This window comes from Pseudomonas sp. R84 (assembly GCF_009834515.1).
Taxonomy (GTDB): domain Bacteria; phylum Pseudomonadota; class Gammaproteobacteria; order Pseudomonadales; family Pseudomonadaceae; genus Aquipseudomonas.
The window spans coordinates 3,566,174-3,583,646 of record NZ_CP019426.1 but is presented as its reverse complement, the minus strand read 5'-3'; the positions used below and the strand labels follow the sequence as shown (position 1 = coordinate 3,583,646).

At 60.4% G+C, this 17,473-nt stretch carries 11 protein-coding genes; all 11 read left to right on the top strand.

Annotated features, from left to right (window positions below):
* The first annotated feature begins 142 nt into the window (after positions 1-142).
* The 11 genes from PspR84_RS15785 (at position 143) to PspR84_RS15735 (ending at position 17,415) form a co-directional block, all read left to right on the top strand.
* The gene (locus tag PspR84_RS15785; protein ID WP_160058014.1) at positions 143-958 is read left to right on the top strand and encodes a helix-turn-helix domain-containing protein; all 816 of its coding nucleotides are present in this window, start codon (positions 143-145) and stop codon (positions 956-958) included.
* Between the two features lie 52 nt (positions 959-1,010).
* Positions 1,011-2,417: an FAD-dependent oxidoreductase gene (locus tag PspR84_RS15780; protein WP_160058012.1), complete on the top strand. Its 1,407-nt coding sequence runs from the start codon at positions 1,011-1,013 to the stop codon at positions 2,415-2,417.
* Between the two features lie 42 nt (positions 2,418-2,459).
* Entirely contained in the window at positions 2,460-2,804 is a 345-nt protein-coding gene (locus PspR84_RS15775) for a cupin domain-containing protein (RefSeq protein ID WP_160058010.1), read from the top strand.
* Between the two features lie 58 nt (positions 2,805-2,862).
* Positions 2,863-3,948, top strand: a complete 1,086-nt coding sequence (locus tag PspR84_RS15770) for a polyamine ABC transporter substrate-binding protein (RefSeq protein ID WP_160058009.1) — start codon at positions 2,863-2,865, stop codon at positions 3,946-3,948.
* A gap of 456 nt (positions 3,949-4,404) precedes the next feature.
* Entirely contained in the window at positions 4,405-5,871 is a 1,467-nt protein-coding gene (locus PspR84_RS15765) for a serralysin family metalloprotease (RefSeq protein WP_160058008.1), read from the top strand.
* A 93-nt stretch (positions 5,872-5,964) separates the two neighbouring features.
* Positions 5,965-6,387, top strand: a complete 423-nt coding sequence (locus PspR84_RS15760) for an AprI/Inh family metalloprotease inhibitor (protein ID WP_160058007.1) — start codon at positions 5,965-5,967, stop codon at positions 6,385-6,387.
* Positions 6,388-6,596: 209 nt separating this feature from the next.
* On the top strand, positions 6,597-8,372 hold the full coding sequence (locus tag PspR84_RS15755; protein WP_160058006.1) for a type I secretion system permease/ATPase: 1,776 nt from the start codon (positions 6,597-6,599) through the stop codon (positions 8,370-8,372).
* The gene (locus tag PspR84_RS15750) at positions 8,369-9,718 is read left to right on the top strand and encodes an HlyD family type I secretion periplasmic adaptor subunit (protein WP_160058005.1); all 1,350 of its coding nucleotides are present in this window, start codon (positions 8,369-8,371) and stop codon (positions 9,716-9,718) included. The genes PspR84_RS15755 and PspR84_RS15750 overlap by 4 nt, the downstream gene beginning before the upstream one ends.
* Before the next feature lie 2 nt (positions 9,719-9,720).
* Complete coding sequence (locus PspR84_RS15745) at positions 9,721-11,091, top strand: TolC family outer membrane protein (RefSeq protein ID WP_160058004.1); 1,371 nt, start codon at positions 9,721-9,723, stop codon at positions 11,089-11,091.
* A gap of 233 nt (positions 11,092-11,324) precedes the next feature.
* Positions 11,325-14,276 carry an autotransporter serine protease gene (locus PspR84_RS15740; protein ID WP_160058003.1) on the top strand — a complete coding sequence of 984 codons (2,952 nt, stop codon included), beginning with the start codon at positions 11,325-11,327 and terminating at the stop codon, positions 14,274-14,276.
* A gap of 61 nt (positions 14,277-14,337) precedes the next feature.
* Positions 14,338-17,415, top strand: a complete 3,078-nt coding sequence (locus tag PspR84_RS15735; protein WP_160058002.1) for an autotransporter serine protease — start codon at positions 14,338-14,340, stop codon at positions 17,413-17,415.
* The last annotated feature ends 58 nt before the right edge of the window (positions 17,416-17,473 follow it).

Here is a 17,473-nt window from a genome sequence, read left to right as displayed (position 1 = left end):
TTTTCAGTTCATTTTGCGATTGCTTCGCATTTTTTGATGTAAGTCACGGCCTACGCAATCGTCGCCAAATGGCCACTACGGATTAGTCATTGAAGCCCGCGCCGAACTTCGGCAAGCTCGATTCTTTTGCGCCGAGCCCTTTATGTACGCCGACGACGACGGCCCAGAACAGACCCAGGCCACGGCCGCCACGGTCATGCGCTATCACCTGAGCTGGAAGCACCGTGACCTCGACAGCGTCATGGCGCTGTACCACCCGGACATCCAGTACAACGATTTCTTCCAGAACCGCGTGCTCGGCCTCGACGAGTTACGCGAATACGTGCGCGTCAGCATGCCGCGCGAATCCGACGAACTGCTTGAGCATTGCGACCGCATTCGCGTCGACGGCAACACCGCGTTCATTCAATACGAAGTGACCTTGCGCGGCGGCGACGGGCTGGTGTCGTTTCGCTCCAGCGAGGCGATCACGGTCAGGGACGGCTTGATTTGGCGGGTCAACGAATATGCCTCGCTGGTGCGCACGCAAACTGCCGGCACGGCCTCGTCAAGTCAGCGCCCGGCGGTCAGCCGCCTGGGTCTGTCGCCGCGCCAGTTGAGTTTCATGGCTGAAGACCTGCAACAGTACTTCGAAAAGCAGCAGCCGTACCTCGATCCCGAACTCGACTTGCAGCGAGTGGCAAAGGAGTGCGGTTACAGCCGCAATCAGATTTCCTATCTGCTCAATCAGGTGCTCGGGCAAAGCTTCTACCGCTATGTCAATCAGGCACGCCTGCAACATCTGCTGCGCTCCCTCGACAACGCCACGCCGCCGGTGCGCATCGATGAACTGGCGTTCGCTGCCGGTTTCAACTCGTTGTCGGCGTTCTACAGCTGTTTTCGACAGCACACTGGCCAGTCACCGAAGGCTTACGTTAAACAAATTTCTTTGCGGACACGCGCGCAAGACTTCTCCTGAGCCCGAGCACTAGGATCGACGCCATCGAAGAATTTCAGTGGCGGAGTCTTGCATGCCGGCGTGGCGCACTATCAGTTTGTGGATGGATCAACTCGATGAGCCGCTGACCGCGCGGCCCGAGCTTGAGCGGGATCTGGACGTCGATGTGGCGATCATCGGCGCCGGTTACACCGGGCTGTGGACGGCGTACTACCTGAAAAAACTCGCGCCGGGCCTCGACATTGCGATTGTCGAAGCGCAGACCGCCGGATTTGGCGCCTCTGGGCGTAATGGCGGCTGGCTGATGGGCAATCTGCTTGGCGAGGACCGTCTGCTGGCCGGGCTGTCGCCGCAGCAGCGCCGCGCTTCTTTTGATCTGCTGCACAGCATTCCCGATGAAGTGGAGATTGTCCTCGAACGCGAAGGCATTGACTGTGATTACCGCAAGGGCGGGGTGCTGTATTGCGCCGCTCGCTATCCAGAACAGGAAGCCACGCTGCGTGAATATCTGGCCAAACTGCACGCCCAGGGCCTGACCGACGACGATTACCGCTGGCTCAGCCCCGAGCAACTGGCGCAGCAGATCCGCGTGGCCAAGCCTTATGGTGGGATTTACGCGCCGCACGTGGCGACCATTCATCCGGCGAAACTGGTCCGCGGTCTGGCGCGCACCGTGCAGAACATGGGCGTGAAGATCTACGAAAACAGCCCCGTCATCCATTGGCAGTCGGGCAGTTTGCGCACCGCGAAAGCCAGCGTGCGCAGTCGCTGGATCGTGCCGGCCGTCGAAGGCTATTCGGTGACCTTGCCGCCGCTGGGCCGTTATCAATTGCCGGTACAGAGTCTGATCGTCGCCACCGAACCCTTGTCTGCCGCGACCTGGGATGAGATCGGCCTCAATCGTGGCCAAGCGTTCAGCGAATTCAGTCGTCAGGTCACTTATGGCCAGCGCAGCGCCGACAACCGCCTGATCTTCGGCGCACGCGGCGGTTATCAGTTTGCCGGCAAGTTGCGCCACAACTTCGATCTGACCCGCGATGAAGTCGAGCTGCGCCGTTATCTGTTCGGCGAACTGTTCCCGCAACTGAAAAACGTGCAGATCACCCACGCCTGGGGCGGCAATCTCGGCATGTCGCGGCACTTCAAACCGCACATGCTCTGTGATCGCGCCAATGGCGTCGCGCTGTCCGGCGGTTATGGCGGGGAGGGCGTCGGCGCCAGCAATCTCGGCGGGCGCACGCTGGCCGATCTGATTCTTGAGCGCGACACCGAATTGGCTCAGCAGCCGTGGGTGCTGCCGGACGGCGGCATTCATGCACTGCGTGCGTGGGAACCGGAGCCGTGCCGCTGGCTCGGTTACAACGCGATCATCAAAAGTTTCGTCCACGAAGACCAGACCCTGGCCAACCCGGCGACTGCGCCATGGCGGCGCAAACTTGCCAGCCAGGTCGCCGGTTTCATGGAAGGTTTCATGCACTAAGCGCCGATTTACTTGAAGAAAGCCCAAAAGACAGGTCAAACCATGAGCATTACCCAGTTTAAAAACACTGCAACCCTGCAACTGGATGAGTCCAGCCCGGTGGCCGTGCCCCTCGGCGAGCCGATCGCGGTTGCCTCGACCACCAGCGTCGAGCGCGACGACGGCGTCGAAACCGGCGTCTGGGAATGCACGCCCGGGCGCTGGCGCCGGCAGATCACCGCACAGGAGTTCTGCCATTTCATTTCCGGGCGCTGCACGTTCACCCCCGACGGTGGCGGCGAAACCCTGCACATACAAGGTGGCGACGCACTGATGTTGCCGGCCAACACGCTCGGTGTCTGGGATATCCAGGAAACCGTGCGCAAGAGCTACGTGCTGATTTTCTGATTGTTTGATCCTTTGATTGCCTGCCAACAAAAAAGAAAACCCACACAGGAATCGATCCATGATCCGCAAGACCCTCGCTCTGGCACCGCTGATGCTCGCCGTTTCCCTTGCTCAGGCAGCGGAAACGGTCAAGGTTTACAACTGGTCCGACTACATCGCGCCGGACACCACCAAGAACTTCGAGAAAGAGACCGGCGTCGGTGTCACCTATGACGTCTACGACAGCAACGAAACCCTCGACGGCAAGTTGATGACCGGCAAATCCGGTTACGACGTGGTGTTCCCGTCCAACCACTTCATGGCCCGGCAGATTCAGGGCGGGGCGCTGAAGAAACTCGACAAGAGTCAGTTGCCGAACTGGAAAAACCTCAATCCGGTGCTGCTCAAAGCCCTGCAGACCAACGACCCGAACAACGAACACGGCTTTCCGTATCTGTGGGGCAGCACCGGCATCGGCTACAACATCGCCAAAGTCAAAGCCGTGCTCGGCGACAACGCGCCGGTGGACTCCTGGGACCTGATCTTCAAGCCCGAGTACATGGAAAAGCTGCAGAAGTGCGGTGTGGCGATCCTCGACAACGGCCCGGAATTACTCCCGGCGGCGCTCAACTACCTGGGCCTGCCGCACCACAGCAAAAATCCCGAGGACTATAAAAAGGCTGAAGCGCTGCTGATGAAAGTGCGGCCTTACGTCAGTTACTTCCACTCGTCGAAATACACCAGCGACCTGGCCAACGGCGACATTTGCGTGGCGGTCGGTTTCTCCGGCGACATCCTGCAAGCCGAGAACCGTGCCAAGGAAGCGAAAAACGGTGTCGACATCGGCTACAACATTCCCAAGGAAGGCGCGGCGATCTGGTTCGACATGGTCGCCATGCCCGCCGATGCCCCGGACGAGAAGGCCGGTTATGCGTTCATGAACTACCTGCTGCGCCCGGACGTGATGGCCGGCATCAGTAACTACGTGCACTACGCCAATGGCAATGAGCAGGCCGACAGCCTGATCGACCCGGCGATCAAGAACGACACCAAGGTGTATCCGAGCCCGGAGATGATGGGCAAGCTGTTTGCGCTGGAGGCGATGCCGTTGAACATTGACCGGATTCGCACGCGGGTGTGGAACAAGATCCGGACCGGTAGCTGACTCGCTTTCCCCTTGTAGGAGCTGCCGCAGGCTGCGATCTTTTGATCTTGCTTTTGAAAGGCAAAGTCAAAAGATCGCAGTCTCGTTTCACTCGTCAACTCCTACAGTTTGGGTGAGCCATTTGGTTGATATCAATACACTGGCATCGCACTAATAAAGTGCAGCAAAGTGAGACGCGCCTAACAGAAAACAACTTACCCATATTTAATATTTAAATAGAAAATCGTCAGACAATTAGGCAAAAGCCGCGCAACTAAAACATTCTTTCACCTCCGCACGCTTTGTTTACGGCAGTTTTGCGAAACAGCCCGATTTGATCTCAAAAAAATCCTTTACGGCAGATTTCAAATTGTGTCAGGTTTCTTACGCCTTCATTGGGCGAGTGATAGGACGATCTCGCCAGAGAGAGTCCTATCGGACAAAAACTGTTCCATTGCTAAACAAGGAAGTGTGTTTATGTCGAAAGTAAAAGCGAATGCTATTGATACCGCCGAACAGGCTTTTCTGCTGTCCGCGGCGCCTCAACCACTGGCCGCAGCCAGTTCGGCGTACAACCAGATCAATAGCTTCAGCCATCAGTACGATCGTGGCGGCAACCTCACGGTCAATGGCAAACCCTCCTTCTCCGTCGACCAGGCCGCAACCCAGTTGCTGCGCGACGGCGCTGCCTACCAGGACAAGGACGGCAGCGGCAAGATCGAACTCACCTACACGTTCCTGACTTCGGTATCGTCCAGCACGATGAACAAGCACGGGATCAGCGGGTTCAGTCAGTTCAGTGCTCAACAACAAGCCCAGGCCAAGCTCGCCATGCAATCCTGGGCTGACGTGGCCAACGTGACCTTCACCGAGAAAGCCTCGGGCGGTGACGGCCACATGACCTTCGGTAACTACAGCGGTGGCCAGGATGGCGCTGCAGCGTTCGCCTATCTGCCAGGCACTGGCGCCGGTTATGACGGCACCTCGTGGTACCTGATCAACAGTGGCTACACGCAGAACAAGAACCCGGATCTGAACAACTACGGTCGTCAGACTCTGACTCACGAGATCGGCCACAGCCTGGGTCTCGCTCACCCTGGCGACTACAACGCCGGCAATGGCAACCCGACCTACAACGACGCTTCCTACGGGCAAGACACCCGCGGCTACAGCGTCATGAGCTACTGGAGCGAAAGCAACACCAATCAGAACTTCAGCAAGGGCGGTGTCGAAGCGTATTCGTCCGGCCCGCTGATGGACGATATTGCTGCCATCCAGAAGCTCTACGGTGCCAACACCACCACCCGCACCGGTGACACCACCTACGGCTTCAACTCCAACACTGGTCGCGATTTCCTCAGCGCTTCGTCGTCAAGTGACAAAGTGGTGTTCTCGGTGTGGGATGCCGGCGGCAAGGATACTCTGGACTTCTCGGGGTTCACCCAGAACCAGAAGATCAACCTCAATGACGCCTCGTTCTCCGACGTTGGCGGCCTGGTGGGCAACGTGTCCATCGCCAAGGGCGCGATCATCGAGAACGCCATCGGCGGTTCGGGTAACGATCTGCTGATCGGCAACAGCGTGGCCAACGAGCTGAAGGGCGGTGCCGGCAACGACATCCTCTACGGCGCTGGTGGTGCCGACAAACTGTGGGGCGGCGCCGGTTCGGACACCTTTGTGTTCGCGGCCAGTTCTGACTCCAAGCCGGGTGCGATCGATCAGATCCTCGATTTCGTCAGCGGTCTGGACAAAATCGACCTGACTGGCATCACCAACGGTTCCGGCCTGCACTTCGTCAGCAGCTTCACCGGTTCCGCCGGTGACGCGATTCTGACGTCGTCGGGCGGCAACAGCCTGTTGTCGGTGGACTTTTCCGGGCACGGCGTGGCGGACTTCCAGGTCAGCACCGTTGGCCAGGCAGCCACCAGCGACATCGTCGCGTGATGTAGCAGTGGAAAGCGGCGTGTGATGCGCCGCTTTCTTTGCTTGCATCGTGTTGGTCGGTAAGCAAGGCTACACGCCGGAGCGAATATTCCCATGAACAGTAAAGCTATTACCTACAAGGTGGCGGCGTGGCTTTCGGCGGCGCTCATGATGATTTCAGGAGAAACCAGTATGGCCAGCAGCCTCAGACTTGAAGAACCCTCGATGTTTGCGGGGCAATGGCAAGCGACGTTGTCTACCCGGGATGATGGTCGAGAAGCGCAAAAGCTGCAGGACAAGCCCTTGAACACTTGCCTGATCGACCTTGAATCCAATCAGACCTTGGGCAAAGGGGCCGACTGTCTCGGTGCATGGCTTGAGCAAACCCCGATCGGTTGGTTTCCCGATCCGGACGGCCTGTCGATTACTGGCAAGGAAGGCTCAAGAATCCAGTTTTTCAGCCGACAACGTGACGGGCTTTATCTGACCACTTTGAAGTCAGGTCTGGTGATTACGCTTGAGCGTGCAGCGCAATAGCCTTGATTATCCAGATGGCGACAAAGTTTTAATATAAAGCGCCAGGCTATGGTTATAAGTAACGCTGAGTGGCAACTGCACCGCATTTAATCGCTTGAGTTGTTATGAAAGTGTAAGCGGCAGACGAAAAAATCAAGTTCCGACGTTGTGCGGTTAATTAATTCGACTCTCGCCAATGAATGGCGGGAAATATTTTCCAGGAATAAACAATGAAGATGGCGAAGGCCCCAGCCACCGCGCCCTTATTCAAGGCATTGGGTGACTATAAAAGTATCCTGATCAGCGTCGGCTGCTTTACCGCGCTGATTAACGTGCTGATGCTGGTGCCTTCCATCTATATGCTTCAGGTCTATGACCGGGTGCTGTCCTCGCAGAACGAAACGACCCTGGCGATGCTGTCGCTGATGGTTGTCGGCTTCTTCGCCTTTATCGGCCTGCTGGAAGTGGTGCGCAGCTTTATCGTGATCCGCATCGGCAGTCAGTTGGAGCGCCGCTTCAACCTGCGCGTCTATCAAGCCGCGTTCGAGCGCAACCTGTTCAAAGGCGAGGGCAACGCCGGGCAGTCATTGGGTGACCTGACGCACATTCGCCAATTCGTTACGGGGCCTGCGCTGTTCGCGTTTTTCGATGCGCCGTGGTTCCCGGTCTATCTGTTCGTGATTTACCTGTTCAACGTCTGGCTCGGCGTACTCGCCACCGCGGGCGCACTGTTGCTGATCGGCTTGGCGTGCCTCAACGAATACATGACCAAAAAGCCGCTGGGCGAGGCCGCCGGTTATTCGCAGAAGTCCAGTCAGTTGGCCACCAGTCATCTACACAATGCCGAAACCATTCAGGCGATGGGCATGCTCGGTTCGCTGCGCAAACGCTGGTTCCAGGTGCACTCGCGGTTCCTCGGTCTGCAGAATCAGGCCAGCGACACCGGTGCAGTGATCAGCTCCTTGAGCAAAACCCTGCGCCTGTGCCTGCAATCGTTGGTCTTGGGGCTGGGCGCATTACTGGTGATCAAGGGTGACATGACCGCCGGGATGATGATTGCCGGTTCTATTCTGATGGGCCGCGTGCTCAGCCCTATCGACCAGTTGATCGCGGTGTGGAAGCAGTGGAGCGGGGCGAAGCTGGCTTACCGCCGTCTCGATGCGTTGTTGCAAGCGTTCCCGCCCAGCGACGACGCCATGGCGCTGCCGCCGCCGAAAGGCCAGATTACCTTCGAACAAGTCAGCGCCGGCCCACCGGGGCAACGCGCGGCTACGTTGCAGATGGTCAATTTCAATCTGAATGCCGGCGAAGTGCTCGGCGTGCTCGGTGCTTCCGGCTCCGGCAAATCGACACTGGCCCGCGTACTGGTGGGTGTCTGGCCAACCCTTGGCGGCACCGTGCGTCTCGATGGCGCCGATATTCATCGCTGGAACCGCGATGACCTTGGCCCGTACATCGGCTACCTGCCGCAAGACATCGAATTGTTCAGCGGCAGCATCGCCGAGAACATTGCCCGTTTCAGCGAGGCCGATCCGCAGAAAGTCGTCGCCGCCGCGCAACAGGCTGGCGTGCACGAAATGATCCTGCGCCTGCCACAAGGCTACGACACGCAACTGGGCGAGGATGGCAGTGGTTTGTCCGGCGGCCAGAAGCAGCGCGTGGCCCTGGCGCGTTCAATGTATGGCACGCCGAGTCTGGTGGTGCTGGACGAACCGAATTCTAACCTCGACACCGTCGGCGAAGCCGCATTGGCCAGCGCCATCGCTGCGCTTAAAGCGCAAGGCACCACAGTGGTGCTGGTGACGCATCGGTCTTCGGTACTGGCCCAGGCTGACAAGTTGCTGGTCCTCAATGACGGTCGTTTACAAGCCTTCGGCCCGAGTCAGGACGTGCTCAAGGCACTTTCCGGCCAGCAAGAACAACAACGGGAAAAAGCTGCACAGACACCGGGCGGGCTCAGCATGAGCCGACAGTATCAGCCCTCGACAAGGAATTCGGGTGTATGAGCAGCGCAAGCATGAACACTGAAAACGAAGCGAGCATGGAACACGCCTACATCACCGAACGCCCGGAGCGCGATGCGAAGTTTTTCGCGCGCATGGGCTGGATTCTGGCGATCGTCGGTGCTGGCAGCTTCTTCACCTGGGCGGCCCTGGCGCCGCTGGATCAAGGCATTCCGGTGCAGGGCACGGTCGTCGTGTCGGGCAAACGCAAAGCCGTGCAGTCGATGAGCAGCGGCGTGGTCAGCCGGATCCTGGTGCGCGAAGGCGAAATCGTCAAGCAGGGCCAGCCGCTGTTCCGCCTCGATCAGACGCAAGTCGCCGCTGACGTGCAATCGCTGCAAGCGCAGTACCGTATGGCGTGGGCCAGCCTTGCGCGTTGGCAGGCCGAGCGTGACAACCTCAAGCAAGTGACCTTTCCGGCCGAGCTGAGCAATGACCCGGATCCGCGTCTGGCACTGGTGCTGGAAGGTCAGCGCCAACTGTTCAGCAGCCGTCGCGAGGCGTACTACCGCGAGCAGGCCGGACTGCGTGCGAGCATCGAAGGCGCCACCGCGCAACTGGCCGGCATGCGTCGCGCGCGTACTGATCTGAATGCTCAGGCCAGCTCGCTGCAACAACAGTTGAGCAATCTGCAACCGCTCGCCGACAACGGCTACATCCCGCGCAACCGCTTGATGGAGTACCAGCGGCAACTGTCGCAAGTGCAGCAGCAACTGGCGGAAAACACCGGTGAAAGCGGCCGTGTGGAACAGGGCATCCTCGAGTCGCGGCTGAAGCTGCAACAGCATGCCGAGGAATACCAGAAGGAAGTTCGCACGCAACTGGCCGACGCGCAGCTGAAAAGCGTGACCCTGTCGGAGCAACTGACTTCCGCCGGTTTCGACCTGCAACACAGCGAAATCATCGCCACCGCTGACGGTGTGGCAGTCAACCTCGGCGTGCACACCGAAGGTGCCGTGGTGCGCCAGGGGGAAACGTTGCTGGAGATCGTCCCGCAAGGCACCACCCTGGAAGTGGAAGGGCACTTGCCAATCAACCTGATCGACAAAGTTGGTGCGCATTTGCCGGTGGACATCCTGTTTACCGCGTTCAACCAGAGCAAAACCCCGCGTGTACCGGGTGAAGTCAGCCTGATTTCCGCCGACCAGATGGTCGATGAGAAAACCGGCGTGCCGTACTACGTGTTGCGCAGCAGCGTCAGCGATCAGGCCATGGAAAAACTCAACGGTCTGGTGATCAAGCCCGGCATGCCGGCAGAAATGTTCGTGCGCACCGGCGAACGTTCACTCCTCAACTATCTGTTCAAACCGCTGCTCGACCGGGCCGGCTCCGCGTTGACCGAGGAATAAGGATGTTCGGCTGTATGAATAAGCTTTCCCTGCTCGGCGCGGCAATGATGCTGCTCGCGAGTCACTCAGCAGCAGCGGCCATGGGGCCGTTCGAGATCTACGAACAGGCGTTGCGCAATGACCCGGTGTTCCTCGGGGCGATCAAGGAACGTGACGCAGGCCTGGAAAACCGTGCGATTGGCCGCGCCGGCCTGCTGCCGCGCATCGGTTACACCTACAACAAGGGCCGCAACACCTCGAAAGCCACCTCTCTGGATGAGCGCGCGCGTAACCGTACCGATGAGCGCAACTACAGCAGTTACGGCTCGGCCTTGACCCTGCAGCAACCGCTGCTCGACTACGAGGCTTATGCCGCGTATCGCAAAGGTGTCGCGCAGTCGTTGTTTGCCGATGAAAATTTTCGCGGCAAGAGTCAGGAACTGCTGGTTCGCGTGCTGGATAACTACACCAAAGCGCTGTTCGCACAGGATCAGATCGACATCGCTCAAGCGAAGAAGAAGGCCTACGAGCAGCAGTTTCAGCAGAACGAGCACATGTTCAAGCAGGGCGAGGGCACGCGCACCGACATTCTTGAGGCTGAGTCGCGCTATGAACTGGCGACCGCCGAGGAGATCGAGGCGCGTAACGAACAGGATGCCGCGCTGCGGGAACTGGGTGCGCTGGTGGGCACGCCCGCGGTGGATATCGGCGATCTGGCGCCGCTGGGTCAAAACTTCGAGACCTTCGCGCTGATGCCTGCCAATTACGACACCTGGCACGAAATGGCGGTGAGCAATAACCCGAATCTGGCCTCGCAGCGCCAGGCCGTGGAAGTTGCGCGTTATGAAGTGGAACGCAATCGCGCCGGGCATTTGCCGAAAGTCAGTGCTTACGCGTCGATGCGCCAGAACGAATCGGAAAGCGGCAACACCTACAACCAACGCTACGAAACCAACACCATCGGTTTTGAAGTCAGCGTGCCGTTGTATGCCGGTGGCGGTGTCTCGGCGTCCACGCGTCAGGCCAGCCGCACCATGGAGCAGGCGGAGTACGAGCTTGATGGCAAGACGCGCGAGACGCTGATCGAACTGCGTCGGCAGTTCAGCGCCTGTTTGTCCGGGGTGAGCAAACTGCGCGCTTATCAGAAGGCGTTGACCTCGGCGGAAGCGCTGGTGGTGTCGACCAAGCAGAGCATTCTCGGCGGTGAGCGGACCAACCTCGACGCGTTGAACGCCGAGCAGCAACTGTTCACCACGCGCCGTGATCTGGCGCAGGCGCGGTACGACTATCTGATGGCCTGGACCAAGTTGCATTACTACGCCGGGACATTGAACGAGCAGGATCTGGCGCGGGTGGATGAGGCTTTTGTGGTCGCTCAACAGCCCTCACCCTAACCCTCCCGAAACGTCGGACCGCCCAGAGGGAGAGGGGACTGATCGGAGGATATTTTAGAAGTACACCGACCTGATCGAGCGGCACCGAATCCAACACCGACGGGGTATTCCAGGTCGATGAATGACGCAACACACCTCGGTCAGCTCCCTCTCCTGGGGGAGAGGGCTGGGGTGAGGGGAACAGGCAACACCGCAAAACAACCTGCATAAAACAATAAAAGTGAGTGGTGAACATGGACGTACGCATCAAGCCGATTTCGGTCGGCACCCTGCTGCTTGTGATTTCTGCAACCCAGGCTCAGGCGCAATACCTCGAAAGCGGCCAACCCGGCGATCCCGCCAGTTGGCGCAGCGCTGAATTCCTCCGCGACTGGGGCCTGAGCCGCATGCAGGCCGAGCAAGCCTACGCCGCCGGCATCACCGGCCAAGGCGTGAAAATCGGCGCGCTCGACTCCGGTTTCGATGCCGCCCACCCGGAATTCGCCACCAACCGTTATCACCCGGTACTGGCCAGCGGCAGCTACATCGACGGCTCACCGTTCAACGTCGATGGCACCATCAATCCCAACAACGACTCGCACGGCACTCACGTCGTCGGCACCATGGGCGCCTCGCGCGACGGTACCGGCATGCACGGCGTGGCGTACAACGCGCAGATCTACGTCGGCAACACCAACAAGAACGACAGCTTCCTCTTCGGCCCCAATCCAGATCCGCGCTACTTCAAAGCGGTTTACGACGCCCTTGCCGATGCCGGCGTGCGCGCGATCAACAACAGTTGGGGCAGCCAGCCACCGGACGTCAGCTATCGCACTCTGGCGGATCTGCACGCCGCTTATGCGCAGCACTGGAACAAAGGCACCTGGCTCGATGCCGCCGCCGATGTGTCCCGACGCGGTGTGATCAACGTGTTCAGCGCCGGCAACAGCGGCTATCCAAACGCCAGCGTGCGTTCCGCGCTGCCGTACTTTCAGCCGGATCTGGAAGGTCACTGGCTGGCCGTGTCGGGCCTCGATCAGAGCAATCAGCAAAAGTACAACCAGTGTGGCCTCGCCAAATACTGGTGCATCACCACGCCGGGGGCGAAGATCGACAGCACCATTCCCGGTGGCGGTTACGCGATCAAGTCCGGCACCTCGATGTCGGCGCCGCATGCGACCGGCGCGCTGGCGCTGGTGATGGAACGCTACCCGTACATGAACAATCAGCAGGCCCTCGAAGTGTTGCTGACCACCGCCACGCAACTGGATGGTTCGGTCACCGATGCGCCGACCGAGCGGGTCGGTTGGGGCGTGGCCAATCTGAACCGGGCGATGCGCGGGCCGGGGCAGTTGCTCGGTGCGTTTGATGCCAACCTGGGGGCAGAGCAGCGCGATGTCTGGAGCAATGACATCTCCGACAAGGCGCTGATTCAGCGTCAGACCGAAGATCTCGCCGAGCACAGCGCCTGGCAGCAAACACTGCAGGACAAGGGTTGGCAGAACGGCGTTGCTGCGGGCGCCAGCCAACAGGATCAGACCGATTACGCGGTCGGCACTGCCCGTGATGCAGCGGCGGCGAGTCGGGTGTATCAGGGCAGTCTGATCAAGTCCGGCGGCGGGCAGTTGATCCTCACCGGCGACAACACGTATCGCGGTGCGACCACGATCAATGGCGGTTTGCTCACGGTTAACGGCTCGCTGACGTCTGCGGTGACGGTGAATGACAGCGGCACCCTCGGCGGTACCGGGCGAATCGCCGCGCTGCTCGCTAACAGCGGCGGACGCGTGGCGCCGGGCAACTCCATCGGTACCTTGAATGTGGCCGGTGACGTGACCTTCGCACCGGGTTCGACCTACGCCGTTGAACTGTCGCCGACCAGCAGCGATCGCATCGTTGCCGGCGGCACGGCCAGCGTCAGCGGCGCCACTGTCAGCCTGTCGCTGGAAAACAGCCCGACGCTGCTCAGCACCACCGAAGCGCAAAGCCTGCTCGGTCGCCAGTACGACATCCTGCAAGCGGCCGGCGGCATTCAGGGTCAGTTTGGCGCGGTATTGCCGAACTACCTGTTTATCGGCGGCAGCCTCGACTACGCCGCCAACGCTATTCAACTGAACGTCGAACGTAACGCCACAACCTTCGCCAGCATCGGGCAAACACCGAATCAACGCTCGGTGGCGGCTGCCATCGAAGGCCTGGGCGCCGGCAACTCGGTGTACGAAAGCCTGTTGCGCTCACCCGATGCGAGTTCCGCGCAACAAGCCTTCCAGCAACTGAGTGGCGAAATCTACCCGGCATTGAGTTCGATGCTGAACAACGACAGCCGCCAATTGCGCGATGCGGTGGGCGAGCGTCTGCACGACACAACTGCTGCGCAAAGCAACGGCTGGATCAAAGCCCTCGGCGCTTGGGGCTCGACCGATTCAAGCCACGATACGGCAGGCTACAACACTTCGATCGGCGGTCTGCTGGCCGGTGTCGACGGCGCGCTGGACGAGCAGACCCGCATCGGTCTGGTCACCGGTTACAGCGATAGCTCATTGAGCATGGGCTCGGGCACGCATTCCTCGGCCAAGGTCGACAGCTATCACCTGGGCGCATACGCCGGTCGTGAAATCGGCGCCTGGCGCTTGAGCACCGGCGCGGCCTACAGCTGGCATCGCGCCGATGTGAAGCGCGACCTGCAATACGGCGACGTCAGTGGCAAACAGAAGGCCAAGGTCGATGCGGCAACCACGCAAGTGTTCGGCGAGGCGGCTTATCGCTTGCACCTGCAACCATTGGCGCTGGAGCCGTTCGCCAACCTGGCCTACGTGCATCTGGACACCGAAGGATTGACCGAGAAGGGCGACGCGGCCGCGCTGAAAAGCTCGGGCGATCAACGTGACGCGGTGCTGAGCACCCTCGGCGTGCGGGCGATCAAGACCTTCAATCTTTCGCCTGCGCAATCACTCGACGTCAGCGGCCACCTCGGCTGGCAGCACAGCCTGAGCGACATCGACTCTGAACAACATCTGCGTTTTGCCAGCGGTGGCACGCCGTATTCGGTGGAGAGCTCGGCGCTGGTGCGCGATGCCGCGCTGGTTGGAGTGCAGGCCAGCCTCGCGTTGAGCAAGGACGTACGGGTCAACCTTGATTACAACGGACAACTGGCCAGTCGCGAAAAGCTTCATGGCGTTGGCTTGAGCCTGAACTGGCAGTTCTAACCCCACGCGGAGCGTGGGAACGATCAGGATTTTTCGCAACATCACTAAGGAAGGTCGCTGGATGAATAACAACAATACCCCCGCGCAAACGGGAGGCCGCTTTGCCCTGAAAACCCTCACGCTCGCCGTGCTCTGTGCCATCGGCACAGCCCATGCCGCGCCCTTCGTGGAGAGCGGTCGCACGGGCGATCCGTCGAGTTGGCGCAGCAGCGAATTCAAGGCTGATTGGGGCCTGGGTGCCATCGGCGCGGATTACGCTTACGCCGCCGGCTATTCCGGCAAAGGCGTCAAACTCGGCATCTTCGACCAACCGGTCTATGCCGCGCACCCGGAGTTTTCCGGCAGCAACAAGGTGGTCACCCTGGTCACCAGCGGGATCCGCGAATACACCGACCCGTACATCCCGGTCAAAGCCGGCGATGCGTTCCGTTATGACGGTTCGCCTTCGGTTGGCTCCGACGGCAAACTCGGCGCCCACGGCACCCACGTTGGCGGCATCGCCGCAGGCAGTCGCGACGGCGGGCCGATGCACGGCGTGGCATTCGGGGCGCAGATCATCAGCGCCGACAACGGCGACCCGGGCCCGGAAGACGGCATCGTTCGCGGTAACGATGGCGCGGTGTACAAGGCCGGTTGGGACGCACTGATCGCCAGCGGCGCGCGGATCATCAACAACAGCTGGGGCATCGGCATCACTGACCGTTTCGACCTCGGTGGGCGCGATCCGGCGTACCCGCACTTCACCGTCAATGACGCGCAAGTGCAGTTCAACGAGATCCGCACACTGCTCGGCACCAAACCGGGCGGCGCCTATGACGGCGCAATTGCCGCCGCGCGCAGCGGCATCGTCACGATTTTCGCCGCCGGCAACGACTACAACCTCAACAACCCGGACGCCATCGCCGGCCTCGGCTATTTCGTGCCGGAAATCGCGCCGAACTGGATCACCGTCGCCGCGTTGCAGCAGAACCCGGACCAGGCCAGCGCCAACCCGTACATCATCAGTACGTTCTCTTCGCGCTGCGGCTACACCGCGAGTTTTTGCGTCTCGGCACCGGGTACGAAAATCTTCAGTTCGATCATCGAAGGCACCAACGCCGACAACCTCACCACCGGCTACAAAAACTACAACGGCACCTCGATGGCCGCGCCGCACGTCGCCGGTTCCATGGCGGTGCTGATGGAGCGCTTCCCGTACATGACCGGTGATCAAGTCGCCACGGTCTTGCGGACCACCGCCACCGACCTCGGCGCGCCGGGCATCGACGCCTTGTACGGCTGGGGCATGATCAACCTGCGCAAAGGCATCGACGGACCGTCGATGTTTGTCACCGAGCAGGACATTCCGGCGGAATTCCGCATCGACGGCGCTTACGGCTCCGGCCAGTTTGTCGCGGATCTGCCGGGCATCGGCGCGATCATCGATCAGGACAAACCGACCGAGCGCGTGTGCACCGACATCACTTGCGGCCTCGACACCTGGCGCAACGACATTTCCGGTCACGGCGGTTTGACCAAGCAAGGTCTCGGCACGCTGGTGCTGACCGGTAACAACACTTACAGCGGCCCGACCCTGGTCAATCAGGGCCGCCTGGCCATCAACGGCTCGCTGCAATCGGCGGTGACGGTGAATGACGGCGGTATCCTCGGCGGCAATGGCCATATCGGCGCGCTGTCGGTGAACAGCGGCGGTACGGTGGCGCCGGGTAACTCCATCGGCACCCTGAACGTGGCCGGTGACGTGACGTTTGCACCGGGTTCGACCTACGCCGTAGAGCTGTCGCCGACCAGCAGCGATCAGATTGTCGCGACTGGCAAAGCGGTCATTGAAGGCGCCACGGTGAGCATGTCACTGGAAAACAGCCCGACACTGCTGACCACCAACGAGGTGCAAAGCCTGCTCGGCACGCGCTACAACATCCTGCAAGCGGCGGGTGGCATTGAAGGGCGCTTCGGTCAGGTGTTGCCGGATTACGCCTTTCTCGGCGGCACGCTGGCGTACTCGGCCGATGGCATCCAGTTGGCGGTCGGGCGCAACGACGCCTCGTTCGCCAGCGTCGGTTTGACGCCAAACCAACGCGCTGTCGGTGCGGCGGCTGAACGGCTGGGCGCTGGCAATGCGCTGTTCGAAACCCTGTTGCTGTCGCCGAATGCGGCGTCGGCGCAGCAAGCCTTCCAGCAACTGTCCGGCGAAATTCATCCGGCCATTGGCACGATGCTGATCAACGACAGCCGTTACCTGCGTGAAGCGGTGGGCGAGCGTCTGCGCGAACGTGATCTGTTCAATGCCGGCGCACCGACGGATGACCGCAGCAACGCCTGGGTCAAGGTCTTGGGTTCGTGGGGCAAGAGCGATGGCGGGCATGACAATGCCGATTCCAACAGTTCTATCGGTGGCCTGCTGGCCGGTGTCGATGGTTTGATCGCTGAAGATACCCGTCTGGGTTTCGTTACCGGTTACAGCGACAGCTCGTTGAGCATGGGCAGCGGCACGCATTCGTCGGCGTCGGTCGACAGCTACCACTTTGGTGCGTACCTGGGGCATCAGATCGATGCGCTGCGTCTGACCGTCGGTGGCGCCTATAGCTGGCACCGTGTCGACGTCAAACGTGACCTGCAGTTTGGGGACGTCAGCGGAAAACAAAAAACCAAGCACGATGCCGCAACCACTCAAGTGTTCACCGAGGCCGCCTATGATCTGGGCCTGCAACCGATGAACCTGGAGCCGTTCGCCAATCTGTCTTACGTGCACCTGAACACTGAAAGCTTCACCGAAAAAGGTGACGCCGCCGCGCTGAAGGGCGGCGAGGATAACCGTGATGTGGTGCTGTCGACCCTCGGTGTGCGCGCCAAGCGCAGCTTCGCCTTGTCGGATCAGCATCAGTTGGAACTGGGCGCGAGCCTCGGCTGGCAGCACAACCTGAGCAGTGTCGACGCCGACAGCCATCTGGCCTTTGCCAACGGCAACAGCGCGTTCACCGTGCAGGGCGTGTCGATGGATCGCGACGCGGCAGTGGTCGGCGTGCGTGCGGGTCTGGCGCTCAACCGCGATGTGCGGGTGAACCTGGATTACAACGGACTGATCGGTAACAACGAGAAAGACCACGGCGTGGGTCTGACCCTCGACTGGCAGTTCTGAGGCGTGCTGGCAGCTCTGCAAAGAGCTGCCAGCCATTTGAAGGAAGAGAGAGAACAAC